Here is a 14,525-nt window from a genome sequence, read left to right on the forward strand (position 1 = left end):
GGGTTAGAACAGCTAAAAAATGCTATAATAAGTGGAAATACAAGTTTGATATGATCCATTTCAAAGAAAAACCGAAAATTAAGAGTTTGAAGATAAAGTTCCTTTAATTTTATTTCGAACAATAAACACTGGGTACAGGTTCCGTATGTAGAGACATAATCTTTATTAAATTTCCCTTTCAATATAACAAAAATGCCTAATATTGACCCAGAAAGAACAAGACGATGCATTTGAAATTACTGTTAGCATGGATTTTTTTGTTGGCTGCATCCCTCAACAGTCATGCTCAGGCTTATAAAGGTATAGTCAGAGATAAATTGACAAAAGAGGGGATTCCTGATGTGCAAATCAAGATTGGCTTGGAAAAAACAGAGTATCTGACAGACAATTTGGGCCAATTCAATCTGAATATGAATCGTTTCTCAGGCAAAGAATTTTTGCACTTTGTCAAAGATGGCTACCAGTCACTGGATTATGGAGTAGATATGAGTATATGGCCCTCTGATGGCATAGAAATCAATTTGGAAAGGATAGTTATTCAACCTGATCAAATCAGTTCTGTAGTTATAGAAGACACAGAAGATGATGCCTCTGAAAGCGCTGAAGTATATAGCTTATTAGGTTCCTCGGAGGATGCAGTTGGGCGAGCAATTTCATTTCAATTTAGCCCATTCCGATATAGGTACAGAGGACTGGATTATGCTTGGAATGAGCTTGGGGCAAATGGTTTTTTGTTCAATGGATTGGATTATGCTCATACGCAGTTTTATTTGTTTTCTGGTCAAAATGAATTGACGAGATATTCAGATGATTATTACGGGTATACAACTATGTCACCTTCATTTGGCAGCGCCGGTGTAAATCAGTGGATCAAGATCAGACCTGATCAATATAGGAAAGAGTTGAAGATGCTCACCGGAATGAGTAACAGGAACGTCGCACAAAGGCTTGGTTTAGAGTTTGGAAGAAAATTAAGCCCATCGGTGGATATTTTACTTGGAGTCAATAGGAGATGGACTCATGAGTCTTTTATTGAGGGTGTTTATTATGATGCATGGGGCGTACATGGTGCCATAAGTAAAAAATTCAAAAACAAGGGAGAGATAATTTTTACAGGTGTTCTGGCTCCAGTTTATCGCGGAAAATCAAGTCCTGCCACTAAAGAGATGTACGAGCTCGCAGATAATAATCTATATAACTCCTATTGGGGATATCAATCGGGGGAAAAGAGAAACTCAAGAGCAGCATACCAATCCATTCCGGTAGCCATGTTGCAATATTCAATGCCAGTATCAGATCACTTCAAGTTTGAAACAGGTGTTATGGGCCTCAAAGGAAAGCGAAAAAAGACTCAGCTAGATTGGACCAATGCAACGGATCCAAGACCAGATTATTATCAAAAACTGCCTTCATATATTAAAGATCCTGTAGCTGCAGATGTTGTGAGAAAGTTGCTCACAGAAAATGAAAGTGCCAGACAATTGAATTGGCATTCATTCTATAATGCCAACAGATCAAACATTGTCACGATTCAGGATGTAAACGGCATACCAGGCAGTACTACTACCGGGAAGAGTGCTATATACATCTTATCTGATTATTATAATGACCCAGCTGAGTTAGAGCATTACTCTCAGTTCCAATGGATTTTGAAAAAATGGCTGGTTGATGCAGGTTATCGGTTAGAATTTCAACAAGTGAATTATTATGCAAAATTGAGAGACTTGCTCGGTGCGGATTTTTATTTGGATCGCGAGGATTTTATCTCTGATCCAACCAAGCAAAATCCGAACATTTCGAAAGTGAATTATTTGAGTAAAGAAGGTGATTTAGTAGCATACAATTATAGTGGAAATACTAACAAATACACCATTTTTAATCAATGGGTTTTAAGACTTAAACATTGGGATCTGATGTTTGGTGGACAATTGGACCACACCGGTCACCAAAGAGAAGGAAAATGGCAAAATGCACTTTTTGAAAATTCAAAGGGGAAGTCGGAATGGACTTCAAATTTAGGCTATGGTGCTAAGTTTCAGTTGACATACAAAATAAATGGAAGAAATTATGTGGTAGGGCATTTTGCTTATCAATCGATAGCTCCTACTTTTGAACAAAGTTTTTCTTCGCCACAATACTCTGGAAATTTGCTAGTTGAAGCAGAAAATAAAAGTATTCAAGACAATTCTATATCGTATTATCACCGAGCTCCAAAATTAAAAATGCAACTAAGGGGATATTTGATCAATATCAAAAATCAAACCAAACCTAAATTCTTTTTTCTTGATGAAGGTTTGGAGTCTACAGGATTAGATGAATTGGGAGATGGTGGTTTGATCAATTCATTTTATACTGGATTGGATCAGAGACATATGGGAATTGAAGCTTCAGCAGAGTATAAGCTCGGATACAGCATATCTATGACAGCTGTCATTTGTGCTGGAGATTATATCTACACTTCAAGACCTGAGCTATTGATATTTGACAAGTTCAGCAATGTGTCAACGAAACATTTAATCTATCTGAAAGAATTTAGAGTTTCGGGGACACCTCAAACAGCACTTTCAGGGGGTTTGAAATATGAATTGAAAAAAGGCGGTTTCTTTACGCTTACGGCAAGCTATGTAGACCAGAATTATGTTGATATTAACCCTCTAAGACGTGTGCCGGAAGCAGTGGAAGATTTAGATAGAGCCTCCGGCCAGTTTAAATCAATCATTGAACAAGAAAAACTGCCTTCGGCATTTAGTTTGGATTTTTTTATTTACAAGAGTTTCAATTTTTGGAAGAGGTTTTCGTCTATAAGTTTTGCCGCAAATAATTTGCTCAATAATAAAAATATGATTTCTGGTGGATTTGAACAGTCCCGTTTCGATTATGAAACTAAAGATCCCACTGTATTTCCAAATAAGTACTTTTATCTGCAGGGCATCAATTATAATCTTAGTTTAAATATAAGTTTATGGAAACAATAAAAAGCAAATTAATATTAATTTTAGGTGTATTGATATTATTTGGTGTAACAGCCTGTCTTGATCATGATTTTGACGAGCCGCCTATAGTCATTAATGAATTGCCATTTTCAGCAAATTCTGATATCCTTACTTTGAAATCGAAGTATGTGCCAGGTGCATTTACAACGATCAATGATGATTTATTGATTCATGCAATTGTTGTTGCTGATGATAGATCAGGTAATTTTTATAAGAAAATTGTCGTCCAGGATTCATCTGCCGGAATAGAGATATTAATCAATCGCACAGGTATCTACAACCAATTTCCGATCGGAATGAAAGTAGGGATCAAGTGCAAAGGACTTACTATTGGTGCATACAATAATTTGATCCAACTCGGATTGGGAACTTACCAATCTGGTAATTTTACTAATTTAGCTGGGATAGAAGACTTGATTGTAGATCAATATATTTTTGCAGGCCCCATAAATCAAACTATCACTCCTCGCAAAATAGCTATTGGATCATTAGCAACTCCTCATTTGTCTACACTCATTCAGTTAGATAATGTAGAATTTGTTCGGTCAGATGTGGGAAAAACTTATGCTGATGCTGTAGGGCAAAAGAATGTAAATCTTACATTGACAAATTGCACTAAACAAACATTGATTATCAGAAGCAGTGGTTTCGCAAGTTTCGCTGGTGTGCAAGTGCCAGCAGAAAATGGTTCTGTTGTTGGAATTTTCAGTGTATTTGGCTCTGATCAACAAATTTTTATTCGGGATACATATGATGTAAAAATGAACCAAACTCCTTGTATTGGCGGGGGAGGAGCGAATACAGTATCTATTGCGGAAATTAGATCTTTGTTTTCTGGATCAACTACTCAAATTCCAAATGATAAATATATAAAAGGAATTGTAATCAGTGATAAGGACAATTTGAATATCCATGGATTCAATCTGCAGATGCAAGACGCATCTGGAGGAATTACTGTTCGCTTTGATGCAAATCACAGTTTTTCAACTGGCGATGAGATTTCTGTCAATGTAGGTGGGCAGGAATTGTCGGAGTTTGATGGTTTATTGCAAGTGAACAAAGTTCCCATCGCCAATGGGACGAAAGTGGGTACTGGGACTGTGACAGCAAAAATTAAAACCTTAGCAGAAATCAACGCAGAGTTTGAATCTCTTGAGTCCACTCTTGTACAAATCAAGGATGTTAATATCAGTAAACTAGGAGGCACAACTTATTCTGGATCTTGCATTTTGACAGATGCAAGTGGAAATCTTGAACTTTACACCAGATCACAGGCAAAATTTTCGGGCGATAACTTTCCAGTTGGTAATTTGAGTATCACAGGAATTGTAACACAGGGTGGCACAAATAAAGTGAAACAACTGTCCATACGGTCCAAGGCAGATGTTGTTGGTGGGAGTACCGGTGGAGGAGGAGGTGCTTTGGATTCTTTGAATTTTTCGTTTGATGGATATGCCAATAATGCTGTATTGGATATGTCGGGCTGGACAAATGTAGCTACTACTGGCACCAGATTATGGTTGGCTAAAGTATTCCAAGGTAATGTTTATGCACAGGCAACTGCATTCAATGATACCAGCAGCGATATGGAGACATGGTTGGTGACCCCTAAAATTAAAGGTACTCAATCCAAAATACTGTCTTTTGAGTCAGCAAAAGCGTTTTGGCTACATGATGGTTTGAGTGTACTGATTTCGACAAATTATGATGGAACAAATGTGAAAACGGCATCATGGCAAAATTTGACTCCTCGTTTGGCAACTCAAGCAGACAGCGACAACACTTTCGTGCCTAGTGGTATAATTGATCTAAGCAGTTTTACTTCGGACTTTTATATTGCTTTTGTTTATAAGGGAAATAATTCGACTCAAACCACAACATATAGAGTGGATAATATCGTTATTAAAAACAAATAATCAATTGAAATGAATACACTTAAAATAATTAGCTTATTTGTTGTTTTGGTTTTGGGTCTAAGCTGTAAGAACGCTGAAAGCAAATCCTCAAATCAAAATTCAGCTGCTACAAACACGCAAAATGCCAATCCTGCACCAAATATCCAAGTGCCGGAAAATTTTACTCCCACTACTGCACCACCACAACCAAAGGATCCACCGCAGAATGCTAAAGGAGTATGGCATTTTATCTGTGCTAAAGGTTGTGAAGGAGGGGCTGGATCTGCTGTACCTTGCCCAAAATGCGGAACGCAGTTGGTACATAACCAAGCCTATCATCAGCAATAAAAAAATCGCTAATCTCTGGAAGAATTGCAAAGTGAGAAATCGCTTTCACCGCTGAATCCTGGTTTCAAGTTTAAGCAATTCAGTATTTGTACTACAGGTATATGTTTTCCGGTTACGACTGATTCTGTATTGCTTGGAGCATGGGCCGAAGTAGGTGCGAGTGCACAAATATTAGACATTGGTACCGGTAGTGGGTTGTTGGCAATCATGCTGGCACAAAGGAGCGATCAATCTTCCGTAATTGATGCCGTAGAAACGGATCCTCTTGCTGTTAAAGTTGCAGAAGCCAACGTAAAAAATTCAACATGGACTGCAAGAATTAAAGTACAACATTCGTTAATCCAAAACTTTGTACCCAATAAACGCTATGATGTAATCATATGCAACCCACCTTACTTTAATGAGAAAGTTTATTCGCCCTCTGTCTCAAAGAACAAACAACGAAATCAAACTTCACTGGATTTCAATGAATTGAGTCTTGTATGTGATTTGTTTTTGAAGCAGAAAGGTTCAATATTTGTGGTAGTTCCATTTAATAAAGAACCACAACTCAGCGCTAACTTTTTAAGTAAATCAATCTATTGTGTAAAGATGACTAAAGTATATCACAACAAGCATTCTGAACCCAGTGTTGCATTGTTAAAGTATGGAAGATCATTGGCATCTATTGAACTCAATCATCTGATTTTGTATGATGAACAGGGCAAACGATCTCTTGATTACCATCACTTGGTAAAAGATTTTTATCTATAAAAGATTAATCTTGAATGAACTAATCATATACTTTGCTCGCAGCAAGGCACAAAAAAGGTCCGAAAAATTGAGAATTGTCATTAAAATCAACGATTTTTGCATATCTTGAAATTAATCGACCACCATGCCGATATTTGATAAGTTAAAATCTATTTTTATTGTAACAGATGAAAGTGCTGGACAAGGAGTTCAGCAATCTGGCGACAAATCTAATGACGGCACTGATCAAAATCCCAAAAAGGCCGGCTCACCCCAAGTTTCCCAAATTCCTTTAGGACAGTCTTCTGAAAGGTTTTTAGAGATTCTTGCACAAGTATTAGAAAAAAACAATCAGGCAGGATTTGATTACCTGGAGTATAAGAAAGCAGTGCAATCTGTGGCTAAACTCCAGAACATGGATGAATCAAATCAGTTCAAAACTGCATATGCAGCAGCCCAGGCAATGAATGTACAACCACTGCAGTTGATAGATTCTGCAAAAAAGTATCTTTCAATCCTCGAGCTCGAAGAAAAAAACTTCAATCAATCAGCAGCTCAATTTTTACAAACACAGATCAGTCAGAAGGAAAATGAACAAAAGGCATTGGATCTGTCCATGAAGCAAAAATCTGAACAAATAGAATTGTTGAAAAAAGAATTAGCTGAATCTCAAAAAAGGTTTGATAGCATTCAGTCAGAGTTGCAAAATGCCAAAACAAAAGTAGAAACCAACCAGGCTAATTTTGTAGCCAGTTATGCTCAGGTTGTCGATAATATCCAAGCAGACATCCGTAAAATGGAACAATATTTAAAATAGAACTGTATATACATCCATCGTTAGTTATGGAATTTAAGAAAAAGAGTTTTTGGAATAGACCAGAGGGAGTTACCGGTTCAATAGTCCTCGGTCTCATATTTTCTGGTGGGGCTTATTTGATATACGCCTTCTTAGGGACTTTAATAGCTTTAGCTAGCAACACCTTGTATTTGGCGGGCATGCTGATAGCGTTGGGTATTTTGATTTATATGATCCTTGACCCAAAAGCAAGGAATTTAGTTTGGTACATGTATAAAAGCACAATGCGCTGGCTGACCGCATTATTTGTAAGAATCGATCCAATAGGTATATTAAAGTCTTACGTCGAAGACTTAAAAGATAATCTTGGCAAAATGAACAAGCAAATTGCCAAATTGAGGTCCCAGATGCATCTTCTAAGAGAACAAATCCATAATAACAGCAAACAAATAGAATCATCCATGGGGCAAGCCCAACAAGCGCGCGAAGGGAACCAGGAGGCAGTGATGGTTTTGAAATCCCGGCAAGCCGGTAGATTGAAAGACTCCAACATCAAGTTGACTGACCTTTATCGCAAAATGGATATACTATACAAAGTTCTCAATAGAATGTATGAATCTTCAGAAATAATGGCTGAAGATATCACTAATGAAGTGACATTGAAGGAACAAGAAAGAGAAGCCATATATGCAAGCAACAGCGCCATGAAATCTGCTATGAGCGTGATTACTGGGGACAAAGATAAACGAGCTCTGTTTGAGGAAGCTCTCGAGGCTATGGCTGATGATGTCAGCACGAAAGTGGGAGAGATGGAAAGGTTTATGGAAATGTCTGAAAGCTTCATGTCCTCTGTAGATTTGCAAAATGGCGTGTTTGAGGAAGAAGGGCTAAAAATGTTGGAGAAGTGGGAGACAGAAGGTGTCTCCAAAATCTTAGGCAAAGAGAAAGACGAATTAATCGCCGGAGATACTGCTCTGGTACTTGATAGCCCCATACCGCAAAGGGAAAAGGCGCAAGAAACAAATCCTTATGATGATTTTTTTAACGAAAAATAAATTCAAATTTTAAGATATGGCATCACGGTTAACTGCTTTTTCTAAATTTCTAATCACATTGATTATCCTGGCTGCACTATTTTTTGCAGGAAGGTATCTTCTTAATAATACAGGAATCGGTCAACAGCTCAAAAAACAAGGTGCAGAAGCATCATCTGATGCATCAGGTACGAATAGCAGAGGATCAGCCACATCAGGCAGTTCGTCACTCAGCAAACAGGCAGTTAAAGTTGGAGTTGTAACCTGGGGAGGTTATGCAGGTGGTGAATACTTCAATGAAGGATTCAAAGCCAATACAGATTCTCGTTATTACAAAGAGTATGGATTTCCTGTGGAGTTTAAAATATTGGATGATGTACCCGTCTCTAGGGAAGCATTTCGAAATGACGAAGTGAACTTATTGTGGTGTACTATAGATGCCTTGCCAACTGAGATTGCCGGCTTGGCCGACTTTGACCCTGTAGTGGTGTTCCAGAGCGACTGGTCAAGGGGTGGGGATGCGATCGTCGTCCGTCGAGGAATCAATAGCGTTGCAGACCTTCGTGGAAAAAAAATTGCCGTGGCAGAAATGTCACCCTCGCATTCGTTCTTATTGTGGATGCTTGAAGCAGGAGGCTTGAAAGCATCTGAAGTCGAGCTGGTCAAGCAACCGAGTGCGATAGATGCTGCTCAAATATTTAAAAGCCAGCAAGTTGACGCAGCTGTGGTATGGAGTCCGGATGATCAAGCCTGCTTGAAATCTGTGCCCGGTGCCAGGATATTGGAAAGCACAAGATCAGCTTCAAATATCATAGCTGATGCATTTATAGCAAAACGCGCATGGGCAGAAAATAATAAGGATAAATTGAATAAATTGTATGAGGGCTGGATGCGAGGAGCTGCAGAGATCAACTCAAGTGATGCCAATAAAAGAAAAGCGGCTAAAATACTTGCAGACAATTTCACGGGATTTACTGAAGATGATGCTTATTCTGCCATCAATAATGTGCGCTTGGCAACTCACGGTGATAACATGAATTTCTTCAGTCTTAATCCAAATTACAAAGGAGTCACTGCAGAACAATTGTACACCAAAATGACGAATACGTATAAGAACGAAGGTTATGCAGAAGGGAAAGTACCCAATTGGCGCATTATCAGCTACCCTGAGGCAATCAAAGCAACCAGTCTATCTGGTAGAGAACACGATGCTGAGGGTCAAAAAGAGTTTACCAAAGTTTCAGAAGGGGAAGCTAAGTCTAAAGAAGCTATAGCTACGAAGAGAGTTTCAATTACTTTCAGGAGTGGAGAGTATAATTTAGATGAAAATGCTAAATATATTATTGACAAAGAATTCGTTGATATTGCAAAAGCTTTTTCGAATTCTAGAATAAGAATCGAAGGAAATACGGATAATGTCGGATCAAGAGAAGCAAATGTTGCTTTATCGAAAAAAAGAGCACAATCTGTCGTGGAATATTTGATTTTAACACACAAAATGAACCGAAATAGATTCGTAGTCATTGGTAACGGACCTGATAAACCCGTTGATACAAATGATTCGGATAATGGAAGGAGTAGAAATAGAAGGACAGATTTTGAGTTGATCGGCGAATAATTGAGGCATTATGAGTAAGTGGTTTGAATTGCGTGGAAAAATCAATTCCTCGCTGATGTGGATTTTGACGCTCTTGGGATTTTGCATCACAGTAGCTGTATGGTGGGTACTGGCGGAAGCATTTTCGGAAACAAGACCTGTTGTTGATCAAGATCCGGCATTTGATCAAATAGAATTGCAAAGTTTGACTGCAGCTCAGCGGGATTCACTGGCAAGAGCAGACTCTTTACAATTAGCAAAAGCGACCAAATTTGTAAAGGTTTATCCTATTGTTCCAAGACCGGACAAGGTACTTTTAGCTTTCCAAGATCTGTTTACCAAAGATAAATTGGTAAATAATGTCGCAAAAAGTTTGTGGCTGAATGTGCAAGGGTATTTTTGGGCTATACTCATTTCCTTACCATTAGGATTTTTGCTTGGACTGTTCCCATTATTCCGATCATTATTTAGCAGACAGGTGGATGCTTTGAGGTATCTTCCACTTTCAGCACTTACCGGATTATTTATTATTTGGTTTGGACTTGGCGATCCAATGAAAATCGCTTTTCTAGCTGTCGGAATAATCGTATATCTAATCCCGGTGGTAGTTCAACGGATATGGGATGTAGAGGAGGTGTATGTTCAAACAGCTTACACCATGGGCGCAAGTAAATGGCAGATGATCAAAAATGTTTTTTTACCCGGAGTTTTCTCAAGACTGATGGATGATATTAGGGTATTGACAGCAATCAGCTGGACCTATATTATCATTGCTGAACTCTTAAATAAAGAGACGGGAATTGGATCGTTAATCTATACAAAGGCACGCCAGGGACAATTGGATCGGGTCTTTGCACTCCTGCTGGTGATAATTGGTATAGGGCTTATCCAGGATAAAATTTTTGCACTAATGGATAAAATCATTAATCCTCATAAATATTACAAAAGTGTAGGACCCGGTTTGCAGGAAGGAAAGATTGGTGTTTTAGCTGTGATTCTTGCTATTGTGCTGGGGATTCTTTGTCAATACATATTGAATATTTCAATGTTGTGCACTGTGGGATGGATAGTATTTGCAGCAGGATTGATAGCGATGATCTACTCCTATTTTTTGTTGGAAAAAAATCGAGCATCATGAGCCAAAACAATCAGACAGATTTGCCAAATATCATTGAGTTAAGAAATATCAGCCAGAGTTATGATGATAACAAATCTTATGTAATCCGACATTTGGATCTGATCATTGAAGACAAGCCAGCTCAAGGTCAGTTTCTAGTATTGCTGGGCATGTCCGGAAGTGGAAAATCTACAATACTGCGTTATATTGCAGGACTTCAACAGCCTACAGAAGGAGAAGTTTTTATCAACGAAAGGGTAAGGACAGATAAGGATCAAGTAGGAATGGTATTTCAACAATATTCTTCTATGCCATGGTTGACGGTTTTGGAGAACGTAGCTATGGGTTTGAAGTACAAAGGAGTAGATACTGCCACCAGAAATGCAAAAGCCTTGGAAATGATCGAACTCGTTGGCTTGGCAGGACATGAAAAAAAGTTTGCTGACTATCCGACACTATCAGGTGGACAGTTGCAGAGAGTGGCAATAGCACGGAGTTTGCTCACAAATCCAGATATTTTATTGATGGATGAGCCATTCGGGGCTTTGGATATTAAAACCAGAATGCAAATGCAAGAGATGCTTGCTGCCATTTGGCAAAAATTTCATTCAACGATAATTTTTGTGACACATGATATTTCAGAAGCCGTGTTTCTGGGTGATGAAATCTGTATTCTAAAATCTCCACCTTCCAGAATTGTTGACAGAATCTCAGTAGACTTGCCTTTGCAACGAACTCGAGAAATCAAAAGGGACCAAAAGTATTTGAATCTGGTACAATTAGTCGAAGACAAAATGTTATCAGTGGCTGAAATGAAAAACGATTGATAGAATAATCTGCCGGTAAAAATGCAAATATTCAAATTTGGAGGTGCTTCTGTAAAGAATAGTGATGGGATAAAGAATGTAGGTGAGATCATTCAAAAATATCGCGATTCAAAAGCTCAAATCATAGTCGTTTCAGCTACGGGAAAAACGACCAATCAACTGGAAGAAGTTGTAGAAAAAAAATTTTCGGACTTACCGACAGCTTTACTATTGCTTCAATCTATTCGAGAAAAACATGAACATATCCTTGAAGAATTAGGAATTCAAAAAGATCATCCCGTGTTTTCTGATCTCAATAGCCATTTTGTTGAAGCGGAATGGGTGATAGAGGAAGAAAGGCTTAGTCCTTATGATTTTACTTATGACCAGATAGTGAGCATAGGCGAATTGATATCGAGTAGGATTTTGACAGCCTGGTTGGATCTTATAGGTTTGAACGTTGAATGGATTGATGCAAGAGATTTGATTCTTACGGATGATACTTATAGGGAGGGAAGGATTCAATGGAAAGAAACTAACAAGAAGATACAAGATATTATCAGACCATCCATTCAAGCAGGTAAAATCGTGGTGACACAAGGATTTATAGGATCCACCGCAGAAAATAATACCACTACTCTTGGGAGAGAAGGATCTGATTATACAGCTGCCATTCTCTCTAGTGCTTTGAAATCTGATTCGATGACCATTTGGAAAGATGTACCTGGAATTCTCACTGCAGACCCAAATGTTTTTGACCATGTGACTAAGCTCGACAGATTGACTTATACTGAAGCGATTGAAATGACATATTACGGGGCAAAGGTGATCCACCCCAAAACAATTCAACCTTTGCAACTTCAATCCATTCCACTATATGTAAAATCTTTTATTTCTCCGGAGTCGGCGGGTAGCTTAATTTCTACTGATATTGAAATCGAGTATCCTCCCATTGTTGTGCTCGAAAAGAATCAAGCTTTGTTGCACTTTTCGTCAACAGACCTTTCATTTATTGCAGAACATCATATGGCGCGATTATTTAATTTGTTTGAAAAACATAGGATTAAAGTAAATATGATGAGAAATACTGCCATTACATTTACTGTATGTGTGACGAATGATAGTAGAAGAATTTCAAATCTATTGACAGAATTAAAAGCTGAATACGTAGTAGTTATTGATAGTGAATTGGAACTGATCACAGTCCGACATTATATTGATTCAATGCTGACTGCGCTGTTAGAAAATAAAATTGTAGTATTGGAAGAACGGATCAAAAAGACTTTGCAAATGGTCGTGAAAGATGCTCCTTGTATCACTTTTAAAAAAGGAAATGAAATATAGAGTTCTGAGTATATTATTTACCGCTATTGGTTTTTTCTTTTCTTTGCCAGAGAGCGTACGCGCTCAGGTACAGAGAGATAGATATTATTCAATCTATTTTGAAATTGCGGATGGAATTTCAGAAGACCAAGTCCTTTCACAGTTGGATGAAGAGTCTACCCAAAAGATGGATCCGGGATACCTAACCGTATTGCCTGCCAGCGAGTACAATAGATTAAAATGCAAATTTGGCATATCAAAGATTTTATCGAGTGATCTTGAAACTGAAATTAATTCGCGCTTAAAAGAGGAATGGAAGGATTTTCAATCACGAGGTTATCATCATGCCGATTTCAGTACTACACCACGAGCGTTTAACTATGGAAGTCAGTCAGGATTTTTAAGTTTGGATGAGGTCTATCGAGAATTGGATTCTATGTCAATGGAGTTTCCTTCTATTGCTTCCCAAAAAACAATTGTCGGATATAGTTATCAATCCAGGCCAATCTATATGCTCAAAATATCAGATCATGTCCAGGTTGATGAAAATGAGCCAGAACTTTATTATGATGCATTGCACCATAGTAGAGAGCCGATGTGTATGATGCAACTGATTTTTTTTATGCAGTATTTGCTTGAAAATTATTCACAAGATCCAGACATTAAATGCTTAGTGGATTCTCGGGAGTTATATTTTATCCCTGTAGTCAACCCAGATGGTTATTTTTATAATCAACTGGTTGTCCCCGGAGGAGGAGGCCTGTGGAGGTTAAATTTGCGTAATAATGCTGATGGAAGCGTAGGCGTTGATTTGAATAGAAACTACGGTTATTATTGGGGTTACGATGAAAATGGTTCTAGTAGTGTACCGGGCGCACAGACATACAGAGGTTCTGCTCCTTTTTCCGAACCTGAAACTGAAGCAGTAAAGGATTTTTGTAATCAGCATCATTTTATTTCTGCATTGAGTTATCATTCTTACGGAAATTTGCTCTTATACCCATTTGGGTATGATACTTTGTTCTGTGAAGATGATTCATTGTTTCGTGAGTTGAGCAACTTGCTGACTGAAGCAAATCAGTATCGCGCCGGGCCTCCTTCTGCAATTTTGTACAGAACCAATGGCAGCTCCAATGATTGGCTCTATGGCGATACCAGTTTGAAATCTAAAATTTATTCATGGTCTCCGGAAGTTGGTGCCGAAAGAACATTTTGGCCCGCGGCAGCGGCAATTATTCCTAATTGTATAGCTACGTTAGAGATGAATTTGCGTCATGCAAAGTTCAGTGGCTCCTTATTGGAAGTTGAATGGCAGAAATTATATCAAAAATCAAAAAAGGACTCACTTGTATTTGAAATCAGAGTAACAAATCTGGGCTTGTCGTCTGATAGTTTGAAAATCATTATCATGTCTGATCAGGATTTTGTTTCACCTTCCAGTATAAATTTATTTATCGACAAGTTAAGCAATAAATCTTTCACATTTACCCTCCCTGTATCCTCGTCAACACCTTACAATTTTTCTTTTCCAGTAGAAATGTTAGTTGAAGCAAGTAATTGTTTTCAGTACTCTGAGACATTGGAGGTGTCGTTGTCAGCGCCTGTTGGAAATGATAATATTCCAGAAAATGAAAAGTTTATTGTGAAGCAGAAAGGTAAATTATTGGAGTTGGATGAACTTGTTTCGAACAATCTTGTCATTATATATAATTCCTTTGGACAGAGAGTTTTCATGTCTAAAGGAAAACAGACTATCGACTGTACATATTTCAAACCTGGTGTTTATTTTATAACAAATCAAGAATTTGGAAGAGGAAAAAGTCAGGCGTTCGTAATCAGTGAATAACGCAAAAGTCGATGGATAAGAAATCGAAGAATGAATCC

11 protein-coding genes are annotated in these 14,525 nt (G+C 38.1%); all 11 read left to right on the forward strand.

Annotation, left to right across the window (positions count from 1 at the left end):
- The first annotated feature begins 230 nt into the window (after window positions 1-230).
- Window positions 231-2,975, forward strand: coding sequence for a hypothetical protein (locus IPI99_10740; GenBank protein MBK7340994.1), 2,745 nt, complete (start codon window positions 231-233; stop codon window positions 2,973-2,975).
- On the forward strand, window positions 2,963-4,909 hold the full coding sequence (locus IPI99_10745; GenBank protein MBK7340995.1) for a choice-of-anchor J domain-containing protein: 1,947 nt from the start codon (window positions 2,963-2,965) through the stop codon (window positions 4,907-4,909). The genes IPI99_10740 and IPI99_10745 overlap by 13 nt, the downstream gene beginning before the upstream one ends.
- A gap of 9 nt (window positions 4,910-4,918) precedes the next feature.
- Entirely contained in the window at window positions 4,919-5,236 is a 318-nt protein-coding gene (locus tag IPI99_10750) for a hypothetical protein (GenBank protein MBK7340996.1), read from the forward strand.
- A gap of 24 nt (window positions 5,237-5,260) precedes the next feature.
- The gene (locus IPI99_10755) at window positions 5,261-5,989 is read left to right on the forward strand and encodes a methyltransferase (GenBank protein ID MBK7340997.1); all 729 of its coding nucleotides are present in this window, start codon (window positions 5,261-5,263) and stop codon (window positions 5,987-5,989) included.
- A 124-nt stretch (window positions 5,990-6,113) separates the two neighbouring features.
- A complete protein-coding gene (locus tag IPI99_10760) occupies window positions 6,114-6,785 on the forward strand; it encodes a hypothetical protein (protein ID MBK7340998.1) in 672 nt (223 codons plus the stop codon).
- Between the two features lie 26 nt (window positions 6,786-6,811).
- A complete protein-coding gene (locus IPI99_10765; GenBank protein MBK7340999.1) occupies window positions 6,812-7,819 on the forward strand; it encodes a hypothetical protein in 1,008 nt (335 codons plus the stop codon).
- Window positions 7,820-7,835: 16 nt separating this feature from the next.
- Complete coding sequence (locus IPI99_10770; protein ID MBK7341000.1) at window positions 7,836-9,416, forward strand: OmpA family protein; 1,581 nt, start codon at window positions 7,836-7,838, stop codon at window positions 9,414-9,416.
- Window positions 9,417-9,426: 10 nt separating this feature from the next.
- Entirely contained in the window at window positions 9,427-10,533 is a 1,107-nt protein-coding gene (locus tag IPI99_10775) for an ABC transporter permease subunit (GenBank protein ID MBK7341001.1), read from the forward strand.
- Window positions 10,530-11,339 (forward strand): ABC transporter ATP-binding protein, encoded by an 810-nt coding sequence (locus IPI99_10780; protein ID MBK7341002.1) that lies wholly within the window; start codon window positions 10,530-10,532, stop codon window positions 11,337-11,339. Before IPI99_10775 ends, IPI99_10780 begins: the two co-directional genes overlap by 4 nt.
- Window positions 11,340-11,360: 21 nt before the next feature.
- A complete protein-coding gene (locus IPI99_10785; protein ID MBK7341003.1) occupies window positions 11,361-12,662 on the forward strand; it encodes an aspartate kinase in 1,302 nt (433 codons plus the stop codon).
- Complete coding sequence (locus tag IPI99_10790) at window positions 12,652-14,487, forward strand: zinc carboxypeptidase (protein MBK7341004.1); 1,836 nt, start codon at window positions 12,652-12,654, stop codon at window positions 14,485-14,487. The genes IPI99_10785 and IPI99_10790 overlap by 11 nt, the downstream gene beginning before the upstream one ends.
- Window positions 14,488-14,525: the final 38 nt, after the last annotated feature.

The organism is Saprospiraceae bacterium, from assembly GCA_016710235.1.
In the GTDB taxonomy this organism is placed as follows: domain Bacteria; phylum Bacteroidota; class Bacteroidia; order Chitinophagales; family Saprospiraceae; genus Vicinibacter.